The organism is [Zimmermannella] alba NBRC 15616 (assembly GCF_001570905.1).
Classification (GTDB): domain Bacteria; phylum Actinomycetota; class Actinomycetes; order Actinomycetales; family Microbacteriaceae; genus Pseudoclavibacter; species Pseudoclavibacter albus.
Window position 1 is genome coordinate 131,950 of the sequence record NZ_BCSO01000001.1, and the last position, 23,991, is coordinate 155,940.

Genomic DNA, 23,991 nt, shown 5'->3' on the forward strand with positions numbered 1-23,991 from the left:
CCCTGCGCCGGCAGCGTGTCGTGAGAAGTGGCTACTTGTCGAGGTTCGGGATGATGGCATTCGCGCGACGCATCTTTTCCATCCGCGTTTCCACTCGCATCGTCTCGACCGAGGGGCCCTCGAGCATGGCGCACACGAGCGGCTCTCGCTGGGTGCCGGTGCCGAACGATGAGGTAATCCACACGCGCGGGGCGCTGCGCTCAAAGTGGAGCGAGAGGCTCAGCTTGCCATTTGCGAGGCGCGGCTCGTGGTACTTCGCGGGGTTGCCCGACAGGAACAGGTCAACGAGCTCCCCGCTTGCCTCTTTCGGGTAGTGGAACCAGAAGGTGCGTGAGTCGAGCGCCTCATTCGTTTCCGCCAGACGGAACTCGGTGCTGTATCGCTGCAGCATACGGACACCTGCGACAATGCCTACCACAGCGACGACCGCGAGCATGATCGGGATCATCGGGCCGAGGGGCTGCCGTTCCTCACCGCTCTGCATCTGGCTGAGGCTGCCGAAGAAGGTGTTGAAGTTGAGCAGGATCATGATGAAGGCCCCGATGCCAAACAGGACGAACCCCAGCGCGACGACGCGCTTGCGGTCTGAGGTGCCAACCGCGAAGCGTTCGGGAAAGCGTGCGAGGGCAGGATCCATGCGGACAGCAGCAGGGTGGAGGTCCCCAACTTCGGCGAGGTCGGGGAGCTCGAGCTTCGCGCTGGTGTCCTGCGCAAATTCCTCGCTCGCGGCCGAGTCATCCTCGCGGCGGTGACCAAACATGGGGTGCCTCCGTTCGGCGCGGCATTGGGGACCGACGCCTCTTGGCAGCGTAGTCCTGCTCCTTCATGAGTAGGGCCTCGCTTGTGCAGCAGGCACAACTTCACGGGGCGTTGCGCGCACACATCCGTGGATGCTCGGAACCCGACACGCACATGCCTCGGGCGGCCACGGAAACCGTGACCGCCCGAGGCGTGTGGTGCGGTGAGCTGCTAGGCGTTGCGACGGCGAGCGGCGATTGAGCCGAGGCCGAGGAGGCCAAGGGCGAACGCGGCGATACCGGCTGCCACACCGAGGTCAGCACCGGTGCCTGCGAGGTCGTTGCCAGCGGCTTCTTCGGCTGCGGGCGTCTCGGCGGCGGGGGTGTCGCTCGGTGTTGTCGATGCAGTCGGTGCCGGCGTTGCGGTGGCCGGCTGCTCGATGCCGAAGACCTCAGCTTCGGTGCCGATGCAACGGAACACCGTCTCGCCGGTGGCGTCCTTGAGGCCGTCGTTGTCGGTGACGATGCACACCTGGCCGTCGCCGCGGACCGTCATGCCCTCAAGCTTTTCCTGGGTCCAGCCGTTCGTCGACTGGAGCACCGGAAGCGCGTCGAAGGCGAGGGTCTTCTTGGCTGCGATGACCTGGTTCGCGCCGGTGCCGAAGTCGGGAACCTCGACCGTGTAGAGGCGCTTGGCGGTCGCGTTCGGGCCGTTGAGTTTGTCGCGCTCAATGACCGCGAGGCGGCCGTCCGAGAGCATCGTGATCTCGGAGAGACCCATCCAGTCGCCAGCCACCGAGGTGGGCTCGAGCTCGTACTGAATCCAGTTCCAGGTACCAGTCACCGTGTTGTACTGACCGATGCGGGTCGTGTTCTCACCCTCGAGGGCAGCGAGCGGCTTGGCCGTCGGGTCCTGCCAGAGCGGACGCTGGATGGCGACGTAGAGGAGCTCTTCGCCCTGGGCGTTCGTCGTAGCGGTGATGCCTTCGAAGCCCCACTTGCCGATGTGTGCGCTCACCTCTGCCGGGAGGGCAATCGTGTCGAGCGTCTTGCCTGCGGCGTCGGTGCGGACGATGAGGTTCTCGGCACCCGTTGCACCCTCCGAGGCGAGCCAGAAGCCGCCGTCCGGGCGAGCGTAGAGGCCTTCGATGTCGTACTTGGCAGGGGTGCCATCCGCGTTCGTGACCTCGATGACGCGGTCGATGACAGCCGGCGATGCGGTCGATGCGATCGAGTAGATGCGGCTCGTCTTGAGTGCGATGTCCGAGGCGGCGTAGAGGCGGCTGGCATCAGCCGGGTCAGCCGAGAGCGCACCAAGTGCGCTCCAGCCGATCGGCATGCCGTTCGCGTCCGGGCCCGAGACGATGCTCGCCTGGCCGTCGTTCGTGGCGCCGATCTGGAAGATGTTCACCGAAGCGCGCACACCAACCGAGGCGTCATCCGTCTCGCTCGAGACCACGAGCATGTTGCGCGACTCGATGGGGAGGATGCCCTCGGGGCCGTTCGTGGTGAAGAGCGTCTGCACGAACTTCGGCGAGGCGGGGTTCGTCATGTCGTAGACGGCGACGAAGTTCGAGCGCTCCGAGGCGACAAAGGCGTAGCGGACACCGTTCATGGTTGCCATGGCGATGCCTTCAGGCTCGGTGCCCTTCTTGCCAGCGCGCGAGTCGTTGTAGAGGCCGTATTCGACGGCGAGCTGCTCGAAGCTGCCGTCAGCGTCCCAGAGGACCTCGCCGCTCGGCGAGAAGACGGTCCAGCCGCGGCTGCCGCCCTTCCAGTCGCCTTCGTTGGCGGTTGCGAGGTGCGTGTCGTCGACCCAGCCGATGGCGTCGGGCTCGCGGGAAGCGGTGACCGTTTCGGTGAGCGAGATCTTGCCGTCCTTGGTGGCGTCAACGTTCGTTGCGGTGGCTTGTCCAGCGCTCCACACATTCGTGATCTGCTTCGTGTTGAGGTCGATGATCGCGACGCCGTTGTTCTCCTGGAGCGTGACGGCGAGCTGGTTCTTCGAGTTGATCGAGACGTACTCGGGCTCCGGGTCTTCCGGCGAGACGAGGCCAGCTGCGGCGACGATCGGGAGGGGCGCGCCCGAGGCATCGAGGAAGTTGATCGGGGTCGGCGTCCACGTGCTCGGGGCGCCGACGGTGAGGTCGAGGGTCTGGACGAAGCCGCCCGGGAGTTGGGGAAGGCCACCGTTGACGTCTGCGCGGTTTTCGTCGCGCTGGTTCTCCATGGCGATCGCAACCTTGCCGTCGTGCGAGATCGCGATCGAGTCAGGCTGGCCGCCGAGGTCAATCGAGGCGACGCGGGTGCGGTCACTCACGCGGAGAACGTCAACACGGCCCTTCGGGTTGGGGAAGTCGCCGCCAGTCTCGTCGATGACGACGAGCACGTAGTCGCCGTACGCGGCGACCGAGGTCGGCTGGTCGTCGGCGTGGCCGAGCTCGGCGAGCGAGACCGTGCCGAGACCCTGCGGTGCGGCCGGGGTCGAGATGTCGAGGAAACCGATGCGCTTGCCAGCAGCATCCGTGTAGATAACCGTGTTGCCATCGGGCGTGACCGTGGAAATCTCCGCGACCGTTTCGGCTGCCGGGTCAACACCGGCGGGCACATTGAGGTACACGGGGTACGTGGCGGTGCGTTCAAAGAGCTGCGGGGTGCCGGCCGCAACAGCCGGAAACGTGGGGGACGCGACGGCCGCGAACGAGAGGCTTGCGATGGCAAGGGCGGCTGCCGGGGCGAAACGCTGGAATCGCATGAAGGCTCCTGCTGTCTGGGGGTGACAATGCATCCGAACAGCAGCAGTGCTCAAACTTGGGAGGGGAACGCACCTGCGAATGTGCCCGGAATAGCGCCCAGACTGGCCCACGCGAATGAACACGAGGTAGCCAAAACAGAGGCAGAACGGGCTAGTTGAGGCTCAGCGGAAGCGCACGACCGGCAAGGCCCCGCTTCGCGCGCGCAAGCGTCCGTGCAGCGGCGGTGAGCGCCTGGGCGGAGGCAGCCTCCGGGTGGGCGAGCACGTGCGGAATGCCCGCATCGCCATCCGTGCGCAACAGCTCGTCGAGGGGCACCTCGGCGAGGAGCGGAACAGGGGAGGGATGCCCCTCCTGCGTCTCAAGCGACAGGCGTTCCGCGACGCGGGCGCCGCCGCCCTCACCAAATACGGCAAAGCGGGAACCGTCGGGCATCTGCATGGGTGACATCGTCTCGATGACACCGACCACGCGCTGACCGGTCTTGCGGGCCAGCGCACCAGATCGCCAGGCAACCTCGGCAGCGGCATCCTGCGGAGTCGTCACGACGACCACCTCGGCATTCGGCAGAAGCTGTCCCAGCGAGATCGCGACATCACCGGTTCCCGGTGGGAGATCGACGAGCAGGACATCGAGGTCGCCAAAGTGGACGTCACGCAGGAACTGCTCGAGCGTGCGGTGCAGCATCGGGCCGCGCCAGGCAACGACGCCGCCGTGCTGCTCATTGTCGCCCAGGAACATGCCGATCGAGATGACCTTCACACCGTGGATGATCGGCGGAAGGATGAGCTCGCCCACGCGAGTCGGTCGGGCCGACCCTGTCTCGCTCTTCGCGTCAGCGTCGTCACCAGCGAGCCCCATGAGGCCCGGGATGGAAAATCCGTGTACGTCTGCATCCACGAGTCCGACGAGCAGGCCGTCAGCGGCAAACTGCGCCGCGAGGTTTGCCGTCACCGTTGACTTGCCGACGCCGCCCTTGCCGCTCGTGACGGCAATGACGCGGGTGAGGGAGTCTTTTCCGAAGGGATGCTGCTTCGGGCGTGCCCCGCGCAGCTTTGACACGAGCGCGGCGCGCTGCTCGGGCGTCATCACGCCAATCTCAAGCTCATACTCGCCGGCGGGCACAACCGTTTCGATGGCCTGACGCACTGCTGCTTCGATGCGTGCGGCAGCCGGGCAGCCCACAATCGTGAGCCGAATCTCGACACTCGCGCGCATGCCATCGGCTCGCGGCGGGGCGAACTCATCGACTCGCTCCACCATGCCGAGTTCGGTGATGGGGCGGCGAAGCTCCGGATCGCTGACGGTCGCGAGCGCTCGCCAGAGGGTCGAATCGGGGTTAGTCACGGTCGCGCATCCTTCGTCGTGATGCCTCGCGGCGTTCGAGAATGGCTCGTGCTGCGTCCGTGCCGGATGCGGCGGCGGGCTCCTCGTCGTCATCGTCTTCATCGAGCTCCTCGATGTCCTCGAGAAGGGCACGCAGCTCGGCGCGGATGAAGTCCTTCGTCGCCATGTCCTTCACAAGGATGCGGAGGGCCACGATCTCGCGCGCGAGGTATTCGAGGTCAGCGGTATTGCGTTCGGCACGCTGACGGTCCTGCTCAATCTGGACGCGGTCTCGGTCATCCTGCCGGTTCTGCGCGAGAAGCAGCATAGGCGCGGCGTAGGAGGCCTGCAGTGAGAGCATGAGCGTGAGCGCGGTGAAGCCAATGTCGGCGGAGTCAAAGCGCCAGGCTTCGGGCGCGACCGAGTTCCACGTCATCCAGATGGTCACGAAGATCGTGAGGATGATGAGGAACATGGACGTGCCCATGCCGCGGGCGACCGCCTCCATGGCGCGACCGAGGCGGTCACTCGGCTCGCGCTCCTTGTCACGGTCGCGATCGCGGGAACGGGCACGCCAGCGTCGACGCGATTCAGACTTGGGCGTTGCCGCGAGTTCCTCGTCGAAATCACGCGATTCAGTGGCCGCCATGTGCACCCCCCTCACGCTGGTGGGGTCCACCAGCCGCGTGGCTGCCGCCGCGCGGGGCACGACCGATGAGGCGCGGAGCCTGCGCTGGGTTCTTCTGCTGGCGGTTCGGTGACCGCCAGTCGGCCGGCAGGATGTGGTCAAGGACGTCGTCGACCGTGATCGCGCCGACGAGACGGTGCTCCTCGTCCACGACCGCGAGGGCCATGAGGTCGTAGCTTGCGAGCACGCGGCTCACCTCGGCATCCGGCGTCTCGGTGCGGACCGGCTCCGAGCTTCGGTCGAGGATTGTGCCGATCGTCTCGTGTGGAGGGTGACGCAGCAGCCGCTGGAAGTGGACGATGCCGAGGAAGCGTCCCGTTGGCGGTTCATACGGCGACATCGTGACGAAGACGGTCGTCGCGAGGGCCGCCGGAAGCTCCTTTTCACGGATGATCGCGAGCACTTCGGCAATGGTCGTGTCTTGCGAGACGATGACCGGGTCGGTTGTCATGAGACCACCGGCCGTGTTCGGCGCGAACTCGAGGAGCATGCGCACGTCTTCGGCCTCTTCTGGCTCCATGAGTTCGAGGAGCTGCTCGGTGCGTTCGGCGTCAAGACGGGCGACAAGGTCGGCTGCGTCGTCAGGCTGCATCCGGTCGAGGACGTCGGCGGCGTGCTGATCGTCGAGGTGCTCGATGATCGCGACCTGGTCCTCTTCGTACATTTCCTCGAGGACGTCCGCGAGGCGCTCGTCGGGGAGCTCGGCCGCAACCTCGTACATGCGGTTACGGGGGAGTTCGAGGAGCGTCGTCGCAAGGTCGGAGGGGCGCATTTCGGAGTGCGCGGTGAGGAAGGCAGTCGCCGAGTGGTCGCCCTCGATGCTGAGGTCGATCTCGAGCTCGTCCCAGGTGGCGTAGCGCGAGGGTGCCTTGCCGAAGAACGAGGCGCCCTTGCGGGGGAGACGCAGGAAGAGCTGCCCGACGTTCCAGTCGTCGGCATCATCCTGCTCGATCGAGACGTCATCGATCGTGCCCGCACCGCTGCCGTCGGCAAAGGTGACGCGGCGACCAATGATCTCGCCGATGAGACGGACCTCTTCACCGCGCTGCTCAAAGCGGCGAAGATCCACGACGCCGTCGGCGATGATCTGCGCGGAACCGATCGAGGTGATCTGCTTGATCGGGATGAAGATCTGACGCTTGCCCGGCACCTCAACCGCGAGGCCGTTCACGCGCGGCGCATGAGCGGCGCGGAACACGACAATGACATCCCTGACCTTGCCAATCCGCAGGCCGTCGGGATCAAAGACGCCGCAATTTGCCAGGCGGGCAACAAAGACCTTCGAGACGCTCACTGGTCAAGGCTAACGCGTGCCTTCGCGAGCGCGGTGTGTGCCGGGATCGACGGCGCTTCGTGCCAGCAGCGAACACCGCCCGCGCTCGCGGGCATCTTGCGGTGCTCCTTGGCAGGATGGAGACATGAGTTCTGCCGCCAATCGTCGCGCCGGTCGCCGTGCGCCTCGCATCCCCGAGGGCGAGCGTGTCGCTGCCTTCACCGACTACGAGGCCGCACGCAAGGCGGTCATGACGCTTGCCGAGGCGGATTTCCCGATCAAACGGGTGAGCATCATCGGCAGCGATCTCACGAGCGTCGAGCGGATCACCGGCATGGTGACAGCTGGCCGGGCCGCCGGCTCTGGCCTCATGACTGGCCTCATGCTCGGCATGTTTGCGGGGCTTGTGTCGCTCATCGTCAACCCCGGTATTGAACTCATGAGTCTGCTCGCGATGGGTCTCATCGCGGTTGGCGTGGGTGTGCTCTGGAGCGTTGTGAGCTACCTCGCGAGCCCCTCGAAGCGCAACTATACGAGCGTCATGCAGACGATCCCGAAGCGATTCGAGCTTGTCGTCCCGGCCGGGGATGTCGCGGAAGCCCGCCGCCACCTGGGTGCGCTCGCGCTTCGACCGGAGGTGCCCGTCACGCCGACGATGACCATGCCGGTGGCAGGTACCGAGTCCGCCCAGCCTGCGCAGAACGTCCCGGATGCTGCTCCCGTGGCGCCGATCCCGCACGGGGCCACAGCCACCGATGCTACGCCCGCGCGGCCTCGCACCTACGGCGAAGCACAAGACGAACTCAAGCGTCAGGAAGCGCTCCGCGCAGCACCCCGCGACCGCGACGCCGCGAACTAGAGCGCTTCGCGACGGGCGACGTGCCTATCGCAGAATCGACGCAAGCTTGTTGCCGCGCGCGAGTTCGTCCACGAGCTTGTCCATCCAGCGGATCTGCTGGGTGAGCGGATCCTCAACCTCTTCGACTCGGATGCCACACACGACACCCGTGATGAGTTCAGCCCGCTTGGTTATTGCGGGCACCTTCGCGAAGAACGCCTCGAGGGTCCGGCGCTTGCGCTCAACCTTCGGCACGTACAGCGAATAGATGTCGGCGAAGGGATAAGCGTAGAGGCGCAAGATTCATGCCGCTATTCTCGCCTGTGCTCGCGGCGTCCCGCAGCCGAAAGCGCTGGGGCGCAGCGAGAAACTGCACCCCAGCGCTTCTCTCGGCAGGCTCGTTACGCCTTGGTGCTCGTGCGGACTCGTGCCATCCAGGCCTCGACATCATCCGCAGGACGTGGGATCGCGATCGAAAGGTTCTCGCCGCCGTTCTCGGTCACCAGGATGTCGTCTTCGATGCGGATGCCGATGCCGCGGAACTGCTCGGGCACCGTGATGTCGTCCTGCTGGAAGTACAGGCCCGGCTCAATCGTGAACACCATGCCCGGCTCGAGGACACCGTCGAGGTAGAGCTCGCGGCGAGCCTTCGCGCAGTCGTGCACGTCGAGGCCGAGGTGGTGGCTCGTGCCGTGCACCATCCAGCGGCGGTGGTGCTGGCCCTCCGGAGCGAGGGCCTCTTCGAGCGAGCAGGGGAGGATGCCGAGCGCGTCGAGCGAACGTGCGATCGACTCCATGGCCGTGTCGTGCACCGTGCGGAACGTGATGCCCGGCTTCACGACCGCGAAGGCAGCATCCGCTGCGGCAAGCACGGCGTTGTAGAGCTGGCGCTGCACCTCGCTGAAGGTACCGTTCACGGGGAGGGTACGGGTGATGTCGGCGGTGTGCAGCGAGTCGACCTCGACACCGGCATCCACGAGCACGAGGTCGCCCTCGCGGACGGCGCCGTCGTTGTTCGTCCAGTGCAGGTAGCAGGCGTTGTTACCCGCGGCAGCGATCGTCTCGTAGCCGAGCTCGTAGCCTTCGAGGCGAGCGCGGGCGAAGAAGGCACCCTCGACGACGCGCTCACCGCGTGCGTGCTCGGTGGCGCGCTGGAGTTCGCGGATGATGTCATCGAAGCCGTTCGCCGTGGCGGCGACTGCCGACCGGATCTCGTTGATCTCGTACTCGTCCTTCACGAGGCGATACTCGCTGAGGTACTGATCGAGCTCAGCGTCGTCCTGGCGCTCATCGCCGCGAGCGTTGCCCTCAGCCGTGAGACGCGAGCGGACACGGTCGATGCGGGCAGTGATTTCGGGGTCTGCCTCGCGGAGCACGACCGTCGGGACGTCGTCCTCGAGGTCGAGCTCGCGAAGGTTTTTCGTCGTAATGTCGAGCGCGGCAGCGACCTGCGCGAGGGTCGGGCGCGGGCCGATCCAGAACTCGCCCACCTCCGGGTTCGCGTAGAACTCGGGGTCGTTTCGACCGGCGCGGTCGAGCGCGTAGAGAACTGCTTCGTGGCCCGTGTCACTCGGCTCCATGACGAGCACCGAGTCCGGAACCGTGGCCGATCCCCAGGAAGTGAGCTGGGTGAAGGCGGAGTGTGCGCGGAAACGGTAGTCGCAGTCGTTCGACCGCTGCTTGAGACCGCCAGCCGGCACGACAATGCGGCGGCCAACGAAATGCTCGCTGATCTGGTGGCGGCGCATGCGGGCTGAGGCAGCGCCCGCACTCACCTCAGGCAGCGCCTCCTCGCACGCTGCCCAGCCTTCGCCAATCGTTCGCGTGAACGCCGAATCCGTGGGAAGCGTGCTGCGGTTCGAGGTTGCTCGAGGTGCCTTGTTCGTGTCCTCGTTCATGTGCCCATCAGTCATGTGCGCATTGTCTCATCGAACCGTGGAGGATGCGAGATGGCATCCTTGGCGAACGTTATTCCGAGACGGCAACGAGGGTCGCGGCGACGGGGCGATGGTCACTGCCCGCGAGGTCGTAGTCCTCAATGACCTCAAACTGGCCCGCCTGCCACTGAGAGGTCGCCATGATGTGGTCGATAGGCGCAGCCAAGGGAGCTGCGACGCCCGCCGACCAGGTGCCGTTGGCGGCGTCACGGGTGCTGAGCGCCGCATCCGAGCATTCGCCAAAATCTGCGCCGTCGATACCGAGCCGGTCGAGGTGGTCGAGCGTCGCATTGAAGTCTCCGGCCATGATCGTGTTGTTCGTGCACTGGAGCGCGAGCCACGAGAGATCTGAACGCCACTGCTGCATGTGCTCGGGGAGCGGTGCGATCGGGTGCGCTGCAACGATCGTCGGGCCCTCTCCCGAGGTCGGTCGGGCGATGACGGTCGGCAGCGTCGAGGTGTCGCCGCGCGACTCGTCGATCGCGTAGTCGCCGAGGTCAGGCGAGATGAGGAGGGAGGTTGCGGTTGCGCGATAGTCCTCGTCGAACACTCGCGTGTGGACCCACATGGGGCGTCCCGATTCGGCCATGAGGTTCGCAACCTCGGTTGCCATCTCCTCAGTGGTCTCGGGCAGGGCGACAATGTCTGCCTGCTGCTCGACCGCGAGCTTCGCGATCGTTGGTGAGCCCGGCTCGTCACCACGGGTGTTCCACGAGAGGACACGGATGGCATCCGCCGCGGGCTCGCCTTCCACCAGCCCGGACGAAAAACCGCGCATGACGAGGATGCCGCCCTGCGCCACGATGAACGCCGCGACGATGAGGCACGACAGACCTGGCAAGAACCGCTGCCCTCGCGGGGCCGCGCCGAGAATGAGCAGCGCGGGCACGAGGAAACAGATCGCTCCAATGCCGAGGGCCGCGCGGAAGGAAATGAGCTGCGCAATACCGATCGTCTGCTCAAGTCCAAGTGCCTGCGGCCACGTGAGGATGAAGCACGCCGCCGCGAGGACCACGACCGTGAAGCCGCCGAGCACGCCAAGGAATGACGCGTGGCGCTTGGGGCGACGGGACTTCGAGGGGGAGGGCATCGCGAGTCATCGTATTGAGTTCTTCTTGCAAAACGCCGTCGCCGGCTCGAGTGTCCGCCGCACGCGAACCGCGCCGCCGCACGTGATTAGCTGGAGCCCATGACCCGCATCGACCTGCACACCCACTCCATCGCGAGTGACGGGACCGAACCTCCGGCCGAGGTGATGCGGCAGGCCCAGCGTGCGGGGCTCGACGTGGTGGCGTTGACCGACCACGACACGGTGAGCGGTCTCGATGAGGCGGCTCGTGTCGCGGACGAACTTGGTCTTGAGTTCGTGCCCGGAGTCGAGTTTTCTGCATCCATTGGGCCGGCGAGCGTGCACATGCTCGGCTACTACGTGGATGCGACGAGCGATGAGCTCCTCGCCACGATGCAGCAGACCCGTCGCGACCGCGAGAGCCGTGCCGAGCGCATGGTGGCGCGGATCGCTGCAGACTATCCGCTGACGTGGGATGACGTGCTCGCCGTCGCCGAACCGGGTGCAACGCTCGGGCGGCCGCACATTGCCGATGCGCTTGTGGCTCGCGGCATTGTGGCCGATCGTTCGGAAGCGTTCGCGTCGATCCTGCATTGGCGGGGCGGTTACTACCGGCCGCAGGAGGCGCCGAGTCCCGAGGACGCCGTGCGGATCATTCGCCGAGCTGGCGGCGTGCCGATCGTTGCGCACCCGGCATCCCGCGGATCTCGCGTCATGGAGCCCGGACGCCTCGATGTACTCATCCACGCCGGGCTTGCCGGGATTGAGGTGGATCACCGGGAGAACTCACACGAGGCCCGCGTGACGCTCCGTGCGATTGCCGAACGCCACAGCCTCATCGTCACAGGATCGAGCGACTATCACGGCGCCGGAAAACCAAACCAGCTCGGTGAGCACACGACGGCGCTCACCGAGCTGATGAAGATCCAGGATCTGGCGGGACGGGCTTAGCCCTCCTTGGGGGCGTTGCCCTCGCCGCGGCTCGAGCTGCTGCGACGGCGACGACGGCGACGAGGCTTCGGTGCGGCGTCCGTGCCCTCGGCTGTCGACGACGTCGGCTGCTCGCCACTGGGTGCCTGGGCGCTCCCGCTCGAGCTGCCGCTGCGACGGCGACGGCGGGAACGCTGGCCGACCTTGGCGCTGCGGGTGCGCTCACGCTGAGGCTTAGCCTGCTTCGCGCCAGCCCCTGGGAGACGGCCCTTCGTGCCCTCCGGAATGTCGAGGTCCGTGAACAGGTGCGGGGATGAGGAATACGTCTCCACCGGTTCGCCTGCGGGAAGCTCGAGCGCGCGCTGGATGAGACCCCACTTGTGCAGGTCATCCCAGTCGACGAACGTGATGGCGGTGCCCTTCTTGCCCGCGCGGCCGGTGCGGCCAACGCGGTGCAGATACGTTTCGTGGTCGTCCGGGATCGTGTGGTTGATGACGTGGGTCACATCGTCTGCGTCGATACCGCGCGCCGCGACATCCGTGGCAATGAGGACGTCGCGCTTGCCTGCCTTAAACGCGGCCATATGGCGTTCGCGCTGCCCCTGGTTGAGGTCGCCGTGGACGGCGCCGACGTTGAAGCCACGTTCCTTGAGCTCATCCATGAGCTTCGAGGCGGCGCGCTTCGTGCGGGTAAAGATGACGGTCTTTTCGACGCCGTTCGCCTGCAGGATGCGGGCAATCATCTCGTCCTTGTCGAGCGGGTGTGCGCGGTAGATGACGTGCCGAATGTTCGCCTGCGTCACGCCCTCGTCCGGGCTCGTCGCGCGGATGTGGATCGGGCGCGACATGAAGCGGCGTGCAAGCGCGATGATCGAGTCCGGCATCGTGGCCGAGAAGAGCATCGTGTGGCGGGTCGCCGGGGTCTGAGAGAAGAGCTTCTCGATGTCGGCGAGGAAGCCCAGGTCGAGCATCTTGTCGGCCTCGTCGAGCACCATTTCCTGCACCTTGCTCAGCGACAGGATGCGCTGCTGGGCGAGGTCGAGGAGACGGCCGGGCGTGCCGACGACGATCTGCGCGCCGTCCTTGATCGCCTCGATCTGGCCGTCGAAGGCCTTGCCACCGTAGATCGCGACGAGCTTCACATCGCGTTTGGATGCAGCAAGTTCGAGGTCTTCAAACACCTGCACGCAGAGTTCGCGGGTCGGTACGACCACGAGTGCCTTCACACCGGGCTCGGGGCTTGCGCCAAGGCGCTGGATGAGGGGGAGACCAAAGCCGAGGGTCTTGCCGGTACCGGTCTTCGCCTGACCGATGATGTCCTGGCCGCCGAGGGCGAGCGGGATGGTCTGTTCCTGAATCGGGAAGGGGTTCGTGATGCCCTTCTCGCCGAGGGCTTCGACCATGTCCTGGTCGATGCCGAGGTCAGCGAAAGTGATGGGCTGGGGTGTGGGGTCGGCCGAGACGGTGACTTCGTCGGCGACGACAGGCTCCTGGGGAGCAGAAGTGGGTTCCACTGGGGATTCCAATCGGTTGGAAGGGCTTGAATCGCTCTCGTGCGCCCTGGAACTCGATCTCGCGGAATCTCGCGGGTCATCGTGATTGGCGCCGAAGAAGTCGGCGCGGGGGCGCGAATGAACATCAACAGTCTAGGGCTGCAAGGCTCAGGTCAGTAGGATGGCGCGTGTGAAATCACCGTTTGGACGTCGAGAGAGTACGCCGGCCTCGTCGGAGGCCGAGACATCTGCGGCATCAGCTGATCCTGAGTCGCTTGCGGAGCTTGCTCCGTCCACGGTCGAGATCCTCGCACAGGCCGCTTACATTGAGCTTGTGCTCTTCCAGGAGCTGTCTGACCTCGTGACCGACGCGCCCCGCATCGACGGCAAGCACGCGATCGGGCAGGTCGCCGGTGAAGCGCTTGAACGTCACGAGGCCTATCTCGCTCGCCTTGCTGAAGAGGGCGGCGAACGTGAGACAGAACTTCGCCGCATCGGTCCGGCTGTCGACGACCTCATCGAGGTGGTTCGCGGACGCGATGTGGAGGAGCGACTCCTCAGCTGCTTCCTCGTTGGGGGATTCCTGCGCGACTTCAACCACGAGCTCGCCGCATTTGTGCCCGGCGCCCTCCAAGTGAAGCTCGAGCCGCTCTTTGACGATGCCGAAGAGCGCGAAGCTCTCCGTCACCTGCTGGCGTCGATGACCGAGGCGGATGCCTTGCTCGCGCCGCGCCTGGCAATGTGGGGTCGCCGCACGATGGGCGATTGCATGCTCTTCGTGCGCGAGCGCTTCGGCCTGCAGCGAGGCCGTGAGGCTCGCCCGGTGGCGGCAAAGCTCGTGGAGACGTTCCTTGCCCAGCTGCTCGCGAACCACTCGCGGCGCATGAATTCGCTCGGGATGTCGGCCTAGCGGCGCCTTTCGACGCGGACTCCTCGACGCTGCAGTTCCTTCAGGATCTGCGGGAGCGGTTCGTTGAGTTGCCAGGCAGGCCAGGTGGCGAACGCGGCTCCGTCGCGCTCGAGGATGAGCCGTTCGCGGGATGTGCGCCCATGCAAGAGCTGCCAGCGGCCGGGCTGCGTCTGCACGCTGACGTCCTGCAACGGAACTCGTTGGCTGTCGCGGCGTTCGAGTTGCGCGATCGTGACCGCGTCGTCATCCACCATGAAGGCCCACCGTGCAGACCGCGGTTGCTGACGCACTCGTGAACTCGGGTGATAGCGGTTGAGCTGGGTCCGAAATGCCGCAGCCATGACGAAACCAAAGGCGGCGAATCCGAGTGCGATCGCCAAGGAGGCTCCGCCGTCGGCCTCGAATTGGGCCAGGGCGAGGAACGCGACGAGCATCATGCCCAGGGCGAGCGTGAGTGCACCCGCAAAGGCGCACCAGAGGAAGAGCCGCACGAGGCTGCTGAGCGCCGTCGTATCGTCGTAGATGAGTGCGTGCGAGTACCAAACGCGATACCGGCCCTGGTCGTCGAAGCGGGCGTCGCGTGGCTGTGCCGGGTCGGGAAAGACCTCGTCCCCGCGACGGTAGGCCTCGACACGTTCGACCACATCCTGCGGAGACTCGAGGAGCGCGCCGGCAGCGAACGTCTTGGTCTTCTGACCGGGGCACGTGAGCTCGAGGCGCGTGGCCGAGGTTGCAAGCTGTGCGAGCGCTGACGACCCGAATGTCACTCGGCCTGCACGCGCGTTCTGGTGCACGTGCACGGTGGTCTGATCGAGCGGCCAATGTTCCGGGGCAGACCAGAAGGAGCCGGGAAACTCAATCCAATCACCGGTGATGGTGAACGCGCGGTCCGGCAGGATCGGCACGGGATCGCCCGGCAGAAAGCGCAGCCGCCGGTACTGGAACTGCGCGGCGCGCGCGATGAGGAACCCGAGGATGGCGAACGGCAGAAGACCGAACACCTTCGAAAGGTGTGCTCCGGGGTCTGCCGACATAACGATGACGACGACGAGCGTCACCGCGAGTGCAACGATGAGGACCAGGACCCCGAGGAGCGCGGCGAAGGCAACACGCAGCGCCCGGCGAGACCGCGGCGCGAGCGACGGACCGCCCCAGCTCGGTTGCTTGAGGCGAACAACAAGCTCTGAGGATTGGGTCACGGCCTGAGCCTAGCGAGGCACATGCGGTGCCGCGGCCGAACGGGGATGAACCGTGCTCGAACCTGAGTCTGAGCGTGGCGGGCCCGTAGCTACTTCGTGGCGGCCGAGGTCTCGGCTGCTGCGTCTGCTTCAGCTTCGGCCGCAGCCAGCTTACTTGTGGGAGCTTTGTCACCGCGCTGCGCGGTCGAGGTGCGGCCCATACGGCGAAGACGGTCGAGGAGGTCGGCATCCTCCTGCTCACGGCGAGGGCCGATCGGCAGGGCCAAGGCGACGAGGGCGATCGCGGTGATGCCGAGCACGATCCACCAGATCCACGCGCGGTCGTAGCGGAGCCAGTCGAAACCGGGCACGACGGCCAGCCACGTCAGGCCTTCCCAGAGGACGAGCGCGATGATGCCGCCGAGAGCGGGGAAGAGGGAAACACCAACGAGCGTGCGCGGGCGCACGAGCAGGTAGGCGAGACCACCGAGCGCGATGCCAGCGAGGGCGGCGAACAGTAGCTCCATGACTATGCGATGAAGCCGACGCGACGCGTCTGGTCGGCGCCGAGTTCGACGTAGAGGATGTCGTCGGTCTTCACGAGGTAGGCACGCTCCTTGTCGTCGACGAAGCGCACGAGCTTGTCATCGTTGCTGATCGCGCGCGTCACGAGTTCTTCAACTTCGGTCGAGGACTGGGCCGTCTCGAAGGAGAGTTCACGGGGCGAGTGCTTGATACCAATGCGAAGTTCCATGATGTGAACAGGGTACTTGACCCGGGATGTGTGGACGTACTGCCGATGTTCGCCTGCGGGAAACGCGCCCATTGCGCGGGGAATTCAGGCTCTGGAGACCGAATGTCGGTGGTCCCCTCTAGCGTGGAGGTCATGACGAGCACAGCACCATCCGGCACGGCTTCAGCCCAGTCGTCTCTCGGTCTCCTCGACCCCTCACAGCAGCAGGTGTGGGAGGCCGTGCGAGCGGAGACATCCTGCGCTGTGTTGGGGGCGCCCGGCACGGGCAAGACGTTTACGCTCGCAGCGGTGGTGGCAGAGCTCCTCAATACGGGCGCGGCGCGTCCGGAAGAGATCATCGTCATGGGTGCCGATCGTCGCTCCTCGGCACGGTTGCGTGACGACATCACCTCGCGCCTCACGGGCACCTCGCTCGGCACGCTCGGGCGGTCGGCACAGTCGCTTGCTTTTGAGCTTGTGCGCGACGATCGGGCGAGCCACGGCGGTGCAGCCCCCCGCTTGCTCACGGGTGCCGACGAAGATGCTGCGCTGGCAGATTTGCTCGAGGCTGAGCATCAGGCGCCCGGCACTGACTGGGCCGATCCGATCCGGCCAGAAACCCTCGCACTCGACGGCTTCCGGGCTGAGCTTCGCAACCTCTTCGCGGTCATGGCGGAATACGACGTCACGGCAGACGAACTCGAGGAGTTCGGGCGAGAGCACGTCGTGTGGCGGGCCGCTGCGCGGATCAAACGAGCCCTTGACGAGGCCCTTGCATGGCAGAGTGACGACGAACACGAGCGCTGGTTCACCACGCCCGCACTGTTGCTCGAGGCGGTCAGTGTGCTTGGCGCGCGGGCGTTCGGTGAGATGCCATGCACGGGTGCGTTTGCTGCAGCCCGTTGGCTCTTCGTGGACGACGCGCACGAGCTCACGGAGTCGGCCCGCCGCCTCGTCGAGGCGTTCGAGCATAGTGGCGTCACCGTCGTGAGTTTTGGCGATCCCGACCTCAGCGTGGGCGGCTTCCACGGTGCCCGGCCGGAGCACGCTATGTCGTGGCGCGCGCCCGGGGCGGCGCAGCCTGCGCAAATCGTGCTCGAGGAGAGCCACCGCCACGATGCAGCGCTTCGTCAAGCGCTCGTCGCCTTGACTGCGCATGTCGGCGTCCGGGGGAGTGTCGCACATCGGCAGGTGAGCGCGGCAACGCGTCCAGCACTGTGCTCACGCGTTGAGAGCTGGGAGCTGCCGCCAGCAGTGGCGACGATCGAGTCGCAGAATGCTGTGAACGAGGCGCAGAACATTGCGGCGTATCTGCGCGAACTGCACCTCGGTGCAGACGTGCCCTGGAGCGACATGGCGGTCATCGTGCGCTCCTCGCGCGATATTCCTGCGCTCGAGCGCCTCCTTGCGCGATATGAGATTCCGGCAGCCTCCACGCGACCCGCGGCAGCGGTCGACGACCACACTGTGCAGGCACTCGTCCACTTGGCGCGCATCGTGAACGGCGACGACGAGCTCACGATCGACGCGGTCAACGCTCTCGCGAGCTCGCCCATTGGTGGGGCCGACATGAGCCACCTCCGCGTCATCCGCAAGGCACTTCGACACGAAGACCGGGCAAACGGTGGCACACGCTCAAGCGATGACCTCATCGTCGACGCAGTGTGCGCACTCGGCGGGCTCGCCACCCTCGCCAACCCCATGACGGTCTTCGACGAGGCGCCTTCGATGGCGCGGCACCACGGTGTTGTCGCGCTGCAGCGAATCGGCGCGTGCCTCCGGGCCGGCCGTGCTGTGCGGAACCAGGGCGGTGCCGTTGACGAGGTCCTCTTCGCAATCTGGTCGGCGGCAAAGCTCGCCGAACCCTGGCGAAAGAAGGCGCTCGGCTCCGGCGCCGAGGCCCTGCGCATGAACCGCCGCCTCGACGCTGTCGTTGCCCTCTTCGACGCAGCCAAACGGCACGTCGAGCACGAACCCGATGCCGATCCGGGCGAATTCCTCGCTGCGTGGAACGACCGGAACATCATGGCTGACTCGCTCGTGCGCCGACTCACGCAGGAGGGCGTCACGATTGCCACGCCATCCGGTGTCGTCGGATGCGAGTTCCCCGTGGTCGTCCTTGCGGGCCTCGAGGAAGCAGTCTGGCCGAACCTCAAAATCCGCAACACGCTGCTCGGCGCGAGCCTGCTCGAAGAACGATGCCGGGGCGAACAGAGCGAACGCAGCATCCTCGACCGTCGCAAGGACGTCCTCCACGATGAGGTCCGGATGCTGTACCAGGCGCTGTCGCGAGCGAGCCACCACGTGCTGCTCAGCGCCCGCAGCTCCGCCGAATCCGCGCCCAGCCGCGTCATCTCGTGGATCGAGAGCGACGAGTGGAAGCCCCAGCTCACCGCCGGGGCCACCCATCTGCGTGAACTCACGGCGACGCTGCGACGCTCGAGCCTCGCTGCCCTCGCCAAGGGGCAGCCCATCGAAGCGTTGCGTGATGCCTCGGCAGCGCTTGCACACCTCCACGCCGAGGGGGTTCCGGGCGCTGACCCGGCCGCGTGGTACGGCACCCGCGACAGGTCGTCGGCGGCACCACTCCTCGAGCAGCAGTGCGACGAAGACGGCGTCCTGCACGTTCGCGTCTCGCCGTCATCGGTGAGCGGGTTCGAAAGCTGCCCCGTCAACTGGTTCGTCGAACGCAACGCTGGCTACAGTCCCTCGCAGGCGAAAAGCATCGGCACGATCATCCACGCCGCCGCCGAAGGCTCCTTCGACTCCCTCGAAGCACGGCGCCTCTTCGTCGACGAGCAGCTCCGCGACGTGCTGGAAGGCTCCGAATGGGAACAGGAAGCACTCGTTGAGCGCGTGCACGAGATGCTCATCCACCTCGCAAGCTACGAGCAAGAAGCTCGAAGCGACGGCTACTCGGTATTCGGCGTCGAGCGACCCTTCCGCTTTGACCTTGAACTCAACGCCGAAGCGGCCGAAGCAACCGGCCTCGATCCCATCGTCGGTGACGCTGTCGTGACAGTGACCGGCAAGATCGACCGCATCGAGCAGAAGCGCGACTCGGGTGCACTGCGAGTGGTTGACTTCAAGACCGGTTCGAAAGCCATGACCAAGGCCGATGCCGAACACGATCCGCAGCTCGCCACCTACCGTCTCGCCCTCGCGCACAATGCGGTCGGGCGGCGCCCCGATGACGAGGAAACCGGGGCTTCCGTGAGCGTCGACAGCGGCGAGGCAATCCCGGAATACCCGGAAGTGTCCGAAGCACGACTCGTCTACCTCGGCACCACGAACAAGACCCCTGCCTCCCGCATCCAGCCAGGAGGCGACGATGGCCTCGAAGAGGCGCGTGACCGCCTTGTCCTCGCCGCCCACGGCATGGCGGCGCTCGACCTCGAAGAAGCACAGCGCATGCGCGACGACGGCGTGAGCGAGGAGGACATCCTCGTCTACCTGCTCAGCCACGGCGCCTTCCGATTCCACCCCGACACGCACTGCGACAGCCACGGCATGTCTCACGCCTGCAACGTCCACCGCATCCCGGAGATCAGCGAATGACCGAGAACCACGCGACGAACCGTCACGTCAGCCACGAAGACATTGCACTCGCGCTGGCCGGGGGAGACCCGAACAAGTGCTACCCGCCGACCAATGAGCAGCGCGCCGTCCTTGATGCACCCTTCGCGCCGAGCCTCGTCGTGGCCGGTGCTGGCTCCGGCAAGACCCACACCATGGTCGTCCGCATGCTCACACTGGTCGCGCGAGACGGAATCGACCCGTCCACCATTCTCGGCCTCACCTTCACACGGAAAGCCGCCGGTGAGCTCCAGACGCGTGTCTCGCACGGCCTCGCGCAGCTTCGCCGGGCCGGCATGATCCCCAAGCACGTCACCGACGAACCCGAAGTGTCCACCTACAACTCCTTCGCGAACGCCATCTACCGCGACTGGGGGCTCATCATCGGGAGCGAACCCGATGTGACGCTCCTCGACGAATCCTCCGCGTGGATGCTCATGCACAGCATCGTCACCGCGAGCGACGACACCGAACTCAGCGCCCTCGGCAAGAGCGTCTCGGCCATCACGCGCCTTGCTCACGAACTCGCGAACGCATGCCGTGACAATCGCGTCGACCTCGACAAACTCGAAGCCTTCCCCGAAGCCTTTGCCAATCGCCTCCTCCCACTTCAACGAGGACCTCGCGAACGCGAAGGCGTGCCCGGGTACATCACCACGCCCGTCAACCAGGTGCAGATACTCATCCCGCTGCTTCGGCTCGTGCGCAGCTACAACGCGGAAAAGCGTCGCCTCGGGCTCATCGAGTTCTCCGATCAGGTCGTCGGCGCCACCGAGATCGTCGAAGCCTCGCAGCACGTGGCCGACGAACTCCGTAGTCGCTACCAGCACGTCATCCTCGACGAATATCAGGACACCTCGGCCGGCCAGCTGCAGCTGCTGTCGTCACTCTTCAAAGACCAGAGTGTGATGGCCGTGGGCGATCCCAAGCAGGCAATCTATGGGTGGCGCGGGGCAAGCCCGGGCACGATGGAACGATTCCACGACGACTTCTCCTCGATGCCGGTCGCATCCTCCGCCAACACCTTCACGCTCTCCACGAGCTGGCGAAACGACCGCATCATCCTCGACGCGGCCAACGCCATCGCACGCACCCTCCCAGAGTCCGGCACGCTCCCCGGTGGAGGAACCCTTCCCGAACTCGGCGCACGGCCGGGCGCGGGAGACGGCACGCTCGAGGTGCTTTACCGCGACGACATCGTGTCCGAAGCACAAGCAGCAGCCGAGCACTGCAAGCAGCTCCTCGACGCGGCAGACTCAGAGAAGCTGCCGTCCATAGCCATGCTCTTCCGTCGTCGTGCCTCCATGGATCTCTTTGCGAGCGAGCTGCAGCGACTCGGCGTGCCCCACCGTGTCCTCGCCCTCGGCGGCGTGCTCACCTCGCCCGAAGTCGTCGACCTCATGTGCTTCCTCAGGGTTCTCAACGACCCCGCAGCCGGCAATTCCCTCATCCGCATCCTCGCTGGCGCCCGCTACATGCTCGGCATCCAAGACCTTGCGGCGCTCGGCCAACTCGCCCGTCGAATCGGCCAACTCGATTGGCGACTTCAGCCCGTCGAATCCCGCTCGAGCGCCCAACGAGTGCTCGACAGCGAAGAAGACCAGGCAAGCCTGCTCGAAGCGCTCGAGGTGATCGCGGCCACTCCGGACGGCCATCCCCGCCTCAAGCACTTCACCGAGGAAGGCGTCACGCGCCTGCGCGAAGCCGCCGCACTCTTTGCCGAGCTCCGCGGACTCGGGCGTCTGCCCATCACCGAGCTCATCGACGAACTCATCACGCGCACCCAGATCGACCTCGAAATCGAATCCAACCCGCGGAGTGCCTCGAGGCGACGCAACCTCGACGCCTTCGTCAACGCCATCCACGATGTTGCCGGTCGACGCGAGCACACGAGTGTGACAGCGCTCCTCGACTGGCTCGAAAAAGCCGCCGAACGCGACGAAATCGCGAGCGAACAAGACGAACCTGAACCCGGCACCGTGCAGCTGCTCACGATGCACGCATCGAAGGGGCTCGAATGGGACCACATCATCATCCCCCGCGCTGTTGAGGGCGAGTTCCCCGGCGAACCACGTGACCGTTCCGGATGGCTGCTGCCCGGGCGACTCCCATACCGCTTCCGCCTCGACGCCAAAGCACTGCCCGACGTCGACCTCGACGGGCTCACCATGCGTAAAGACTGGGCCGAAGCCACGGCAGCCTTCAGCGAGACGCTCCTCGAACGCCACCAGCTCGAAGAGCGACGACTCGCCTACGTCGCGCTCACACGTGCCCGCACGAGCCTCCTGCTCACGACCTCCACGTGGAAACAGAGCGGCGGGCCCGGAAGCTGGTCGAGCTACCTCCACGAGCTCGCGGACGCTGGCATCATCGCCGACGCACCCGAAGTGAACGTCGAAGCGGGCCGGCCGCTCATCGCGGCGAACGGACCGAGCGAATGGCCGCGGCCCGCCATGAGCGACGCGGCACGAACAGACCTCCTCACGCTCGCCAATGCCGTCCAGGATGCAGGTGCAACACCGGAGACAGTCGATGCCGGCCAGTACTCCACGATCCTCGGGCTGCTCCTCGCCGAACGCGACGAACGCCGCAACCCCGAGGTGGTGACCCTGCCCGAACGGCTCGCAGCCAGCCGCTTCAAGGACGCCATCAACGACCCGGTCGCCGTCATGGAACAGCTGCGTCGGCCTATGCCCGAGCGCCCGTACCGACAGACGCGCCTTGGCACGATGCTCCACAGCTGGATCGAAGAACACTACGGCCACGGGGGAGGCGGCGGCGAGAGCCTCGACCTCGAACTGCTCGAACTCGACGACGACAGCCGCGAACTCCTCGGCGTCGCGAGCGAACGCCCCGAAGACCGAGCCGCGCTCGAACCGCTCAAGCACCGATTCCTCGCGAGCGATTGGGCGGCGAAGACACCACTCGCCATCGAACAGTCCATCGACGTCAAGCTCGGCATGAAAACCGTCGTCTGCAAGATCGACGCCGTCTTCCAGAACGGCGACGGCACCATCGAACTCGTCGACTGGAAGACCGGCAAGCCGCCCGTCGGTCAGAGCGCCGAATGGGAACGCCAACTCCAGCTCGCGCTGTACACGCTCGCCTGGTCAAAGCACCACGGCACACCGAGCAGCAGCATCCACGCCAAACTCGTCTACCTCAGTACGGGTGAGGAATACGCCTTCGAACACGTGAGCAGCGAAAACGAGCTCGAAGCCCTCATCACGAAGGCCGAACAACAGCTCGCCGAGGTCGCAGCAAGCAACCTAGCCGGGCAGGATCGCGACTAGTCCTCGCGGAGGAAGCTCGGCGGGGGAGTGTCGTCGTCGAGCTCATCCGGATCGGCGTGATCGAGATCATCGATCGCGTCATCCGGATGCTCCTCATTCGAGGCGTGGTCAAGACCAGTACGCACCTGGTCCGTGTGGCCAGCCGGGCGTGAACCGCTCTGCTCACGGACATCCTTCGCATCCCGCAAGAGATCACGCACTTCCTGGATGTCATACACCGGCAGCGTCTCGTGCACGACCGGACGTGACTCCGTGCGGTGGACGCTTCGAACATGCTCGTCGAGCAGCTGCTCCGCATCCGCAATCGCGGCCGCATCATCCGATTCCACCGCGTGCGTGAGATACCGGGCAAGCTCCAGCTCGTAGTACAGATTCGCGCGCTGGCCGATCTGGCGGTCCACACTCGCGCCACGCTCGGCCACATACGCATCCAAGAACGCCTGACGCGACGGCTCCGGCAGCGTCGACACCCAGCGAAGATCACGAGCCGGGTCACCGATCCGCAAATCGCTCCAGTCGAGCATCGCCAGCAGGCGGCCCTCAAAGCACTGGAACGAATCCAAATCCACGCCGCCGTGCGTCACCGACGACTGGAACTGCCAGAGCTTCGCATCCTCAATCGCCGCCGACCAACGCCGCTCCAAGACAACCGGCAAACGGCCCGTCCCCTTCGCACGCTCAATGAGCTCATCCGCGCTCTCACGCGCCTGCGCGGGGGAACGCTCCGGCAGACTCGCCGCCACCGCAAATTCACGCGGCAAGGCGTGAATCGCGGCAATCGCCTCTGCAAACTCCGTCAACAGCTGCGAACCCGGGGCAAGCTCCGCCTGCGACACCGGCTCACCGCCAACAAACTCCAGCACCGCCACATCCTGCGACGCACCAACAAGCTGCGGCACCTTGAACGGCAGACGCGAACGAACACCCTGCGTCAGCGCACGAATCGCACGCACCTCCGCAGCAAGCTCCCGCTGCGCATCCTTCGAACGGGCACGACGCACCTCAAGAAACGCGGTTTTCCCGGGGCCGTTCCCCACATCAATCGCCGCCTGGATGATCGCCCGATCGAACGACTCATCGCTCGCGCGACCAAAGGGAGGACGGACAGGGCTCGCACCCCGGACCAAAAGTCCAGGCACCGTCGTGGTCGCCAGGGCTGAAAGTTCGTGCTCGAGCATCGCCATGGGGCCAGGCTACGAGCCAGCCGCGACGAAGCGGCCATGCCTCGCCGGAATGCGCACACGAAGGCCAACTAGG

The 23,991-nt window shown here is 65.9% G+C and carries 18 protein-coding genes; 5 read left to right on the forward strand and 13 right to left on the reverse strand.

From position 1 onward, the window contains the following. Nucleotides 1-31: 31 nt before the first annotated feature. From ZAL01S_RS00645 to ZAL01S_RS00665, 5 genes are all read right to left on the reverse strand, one after another. Nucleotides 32-760 carry a hypothetical protein gene (locus tag ZAL01S_RS00645; protein WP_066078241.1) on the reverse strand — a complete coding sequence of 243 codons (729 nt, stop codon included), beginning with the start codon at nt 758-760 and terminating at the stop codon, nt 32-34. A 209-nt stretch (nt 761-969) separates the two neighbouring features. Next, complete coding sequence (locus ZAL01S_RS00650) at nt 970-3,492, reverse strand: esterase-like activity of phytase family protein (protein ID WP_066078244.1); 2,523 nt, start codon at nt 3,490-3,492, stop codon at nt 970-972. Between the two features lie 151 nt (nt 3,493-3,643). Beyond that, nucleotides 3,644-4,837 (reverse strand): Mrp/NBP35 family ATP-binding protein, encoded by a 1,194-nt coding sequence (locus ZAL01S_RS00655; protein ID WP_066078247.1) that lies wholly within the window; start codon nt 4,835-4,837, stop codon nt 3,644-3,646. Next, nucleotides 4,830-5,465, reverse strand: a complete 636-nt coding sequence (locus tag ZAL01S_RS00660) for a DUF1003 domain-containing protein (protein WP_083522942.1) — start codon at nt 5,463-5,465, stop codon at nt 4,830-4,832. The genes ZAL01S_RS00655 and ZAL01S_RS00660 overlap by 8 nt, the downstream gene beginning before the upstream one ends. Then, nucleotides 5,452-6,798 (reverse strand): magnesium transporter MgtE N-terminal domain-containing protein, encoded by a 1,347-nt coding sequence (locus ZAL01S_RS00665; RefSeq protein ID WP_066078250.1) that lies wholly within the window; start codon nt 6,796-6,798, stop codon nt 5,452-5,454. The genes ZAL01S_RS00660 and ZAL01S_RS00665 overlap by 14 nt, the downstream gene beginning before the upstream one ends. 124 nt (nt 6,799-6,922) lie before the next feature. On the opposite strand from ZAL01S_RS00665, the gene ZAL01S_RS00670 reads away from it, so the two are divergent. Beyond that, nucleotides 6,923-7,636, forward strand: coding sequence for a general stress protein (locus tag ZAL01S_RS00670; protein WP_066078253.1), 714 nt, complete (start codon nt 6,923-6,925; stop codon nt 7,634-7,636). Nucleotides 7,637-7,660: 24 nt separating this feature from the next. On the opposite strand, the gene ZAL01S_RS00675 is transcribed toward ZAL01S_RS00670, so the two are convergent. From ZAL01S_RS00675 to ZAL01S_RS00685, 3 genes are all read right to left on the reverse strand, one after another. Then, the gene (locus tag ZAL01S_RS00675) at nt 7,661-7,915 is read right to left on the reverse strand and encodes a DUF2200 family protein (protein ID WP_370664264.1); all 255 of its coding nucleotides are present in this window, start codon (nt 7,913-7,915) and stop codon (nt 7,661-7,663) included. 101 nt (nt 7,916-8,016) lie between these two features. Beyond that, nucleotides 8,017-9,528 (reverse strand): aminopeptidase P family protein, encoded by a 1,512-nt coding sequence (locus ZAL01S_RS00680; RefSeq protein ID WP_110467094.1) that lies wholly within the window; start codon nt 9,526-9,528, stop codon nt 8,017-8,019. Nucleotides 9,529-9,583: 55 nt separating this feature from the next. Next, nucleotides 9,584-10,642: an endonuclease/exonuclease/phosphatase family protein gene (locus tag ZAL01S_RS00685; RefSeq protein ID WP_083522943.1), complete on the reverse strand. Its 1,059-nt coding sequence runs from the start codon at nt 10,640-10,642 to the stop codon at nt 9,584-9,586. 99 nt (nt 10,643-10,741) lie between these two features. Here ZAL01S_RS00685 and ZAL01S_RS00690 point away from each other — a divergent pair, with 99 nt between their 5' ends. Further along, complete coding sequence (locus tag ZAL01S_RS00690) at nt 10,742-11,572, forward strand: PHP domain-containing protein (protein WP_066078258.1); 831 nt, start codon at nt 10,742-10,744, stop codon at nt 11,570-11,572. On the opposite strand, the gene ZAL01S_RS00695 is transcribed toward ZAL01S_RS00690, so the two are convergent. Then, on the reverse strand, nt 11,569-12,954 hold the full coding sequence (locus tag ZAL01S_RS00695) for a DEAD/DEAH box helicase (protein ID WP_174519450.1): 1,386 nt from the start codon (nt 12,952-12,954) through the stop codon (nt 11,569-11,571). The two genes, ZAL01S_RS00690 and ZAL01S_RS00695, sit on opposite strands and share 4 nt — an antisense overlap. Nucleotides 12,955-13,234: 280 nt before the next feature. Between ZAL01S_RS00695 and ZAL01S_RS00700 the strand changes: the two genes are divergently transcribed. After that, entirely contained in the window at nt 13,235-13,954 is a 720-nt protein-coding gene (locus ZAL01S_RS00700; protein WP_066078260.1) for a ferritin-like fold-containing protein, read from the forward strand. Here ZAL01S_RS00700 and ZAL01S_RS00705 read toward each other — a convergent pair. The 3 genes from ZAL01S_RS00705 to ZAL01S_RS00715 all read right to left on the reverse strand — a co-directional run bounded on the left by ZAL01S_RS00705 (nt 13,951) and on the right by ZAL01S_RS00715 (nt 15,886). Beyond that, nucleotides 13,951-15,153 (reverse strand): hypothetical protein, encoded by a 1,203-nt coding sequence (locus tag ZAL01S_RS00705; RefSeq protein ID WP_066078262.1) that lies wholly within the window; start codon nt 15,151-15,153, stop codon nt 13,951-13,953. The two genes, ZAL01S_RS00700 and ZAL01S_RS00705, sit on opposite strands and share 4 nt — an antisense overlap. An 89-nt stretch (nt 15,154-15,242) precedes the next feature. After that, nucleotides 15,243-15,659, reverse strand: a complete 417-nt coding sequence (locus ZAL01S_RS00710) for a hypothetical protein (RefSeq protein WP_066078264.1) — start codon at nt 15,657-15,659, stop codon at nt 15,243-15,245. A gap of 2 nt (nt 15,660-15,661) precedes the next feature. Next, nucleotides 15,662-15,886: a DUF3107 domain-containing protein gene (locus ZAL01S_RS00715; RefSeq protein ID WP_066079279.1), complete on the reverse strand. Its 225-nt coding sequence runs from the start codon at nt 15,884-15,886 to the stop codon at nt 15,662-15,664. A gap of 132 nt (nt 15,887-16,018) precedes the next feature. Here ZAL01S_RS00715 and ZAL01S_RS00720 point away from each other — a divergent pair, with 132 nt between their 5' ends. Continuing rightward, on the forward strand, nt 16,019-19,423 hold the full coding sequence (locus tag ZAL01S_RS00720; protein WP_066078267.1) for a UrvD/REP family ATP-dependent DNA helicase: 3,405 nt from the start codon (nt 16,019-16,021) through the stop codon (nt 19,421-19,423). Continuing rightward, nucleotides 19,420-22,734, forward strand: a complete 3,315-nt coding sequence (locus ZAL01S_RS00725) for an ATP-dependent DNA helicase (protein WP_066078270.1) — start codon at nt 19,420-19,422, stop codon at nt 22,732-22,734. The genes ZAL01S_RS00720 and ZAL01S_RS00725 overlap by 4 nt, the downstream gene beginning before the upstream one ends. Here the strand turns inward: ZAL01S_RS00725 and ZAL01S_RS00730 are convergent. Beyond that, nucleotides 22,731-23,918 (reverse strand): phosphotransferase, encoded by a 1,188-nt coding sequence (locus ZAL01S_RS00730; RefSeq protein ID WP_066078272.1) that lies wholly within the window; start codon nt 23,916-23,918, stop codon nt 22,731-22,733. The two genes, ZAL01S_RS00725 and ZAL01S_RS00730, sit on opposite strands and share 4 nt — an antisense overlap. Nucleotides 23,919-23,991 lie beyond the last annotated feature (73 nt).

Excerpts from the sequence above, each read along its gene's own strand:
- ZAL01S_RS00660 (WP_083522942.1), bottom strand. The coding sequence starts at position 5,465 with ATGGCGGCCACTGAATCGCGTGATTTCGACGAGGAACTCGCGGCAACG.
- ZAL01S_RS00695 (WP_174519450.1), bottom strand. The coding sequence starts at position 12,954 with ATGGTCGAAGCCCTCGGCGAGAAGGGCATCACGAACCCCTTCCCGATT.
- ZAL01S_RS00680 (WP_110467094.1), bottom strand. The coding sequence starts at position 9,528 with ATGACTGATGGGCACATGAACGAGGACACGAACAAGGCACCTCGAGCA.
- ZAL01S_RS00690 (WP_066078258.1), top strand. The coding sequence starts at position 10,742 with ATGACCCGCATCGACCTGCACACCCACTCCATCGCGAGTGACGGGACC.
- ZAL01S_RS00650 (WP_066078244.1), bottom strand. The coding sequence starts at position 3,492 with ATGCGATTCCAGCGTTTCGCCCCGGCAGCCGCCCTTGCCATCGCAAGC.
- ZAL01S_RS00720 (WP_066078267.1), top strand. The coding sequence starts at position 16,019 with ATGACGAGCACAGCACCATCCGGCACGGCTTCAGCCCAGTCGTCTCTC.
- ZAL01S_RS00725 (WP_066078270.1), top strand. The coding sequence starts at position 19,420 with ATGACCGAGAACCACGCGACGAACCGTCACGTCAGCCACGAAGACATT.
- ZAL01S_RS00730 (WP_066078272.1), bottom strand. The coding sequence starts at position 23,918 with ATGGCGATGCTCGAGCACGAACTTTCAGCCCTGGCGACCACGACGGTG.
- ZAL01S_RS00645 (WP_066078241.1), bottom strand. The coding sequence starts at position 760 with ATGTTTGGTCACCGCCGCGAGGATGACTCGGCCGCGAGCGAGGAATTT.
- ZAL01S_RS00670 (WP_066078253.1), top strand. The coding sequence starts at position 6,923 with ATGAGTTCTGCCGCCAATCGTCGCGCCGGTCGCCGTGCGCCTCGCATC.
- ZAL01S_RS00710 (WP_066078264.1), bottom strand. The coding sequence starts at position 15,659 with ATGGAGCTACTGTTCGCCGCCCTCGCTGGCATCGCGCTCGGTGGTCTC.
- ZAL01S_RS00685 (WP_083522943.1), bottom strand. The coding sequence starts at position 10,642 with ATGCCCTCCCCCTCGAAGTCCCGTCGCCCCAAGCGCCACGCGTCATTC.
- ZAL01S_RS00715 (WP_066079279.1), bottom strand. The coding sequence starts at position 15,886 with ATGGAACTTCGCATTGGTATCAAGCACTCGCCCCGTGAACTCTCCTTC.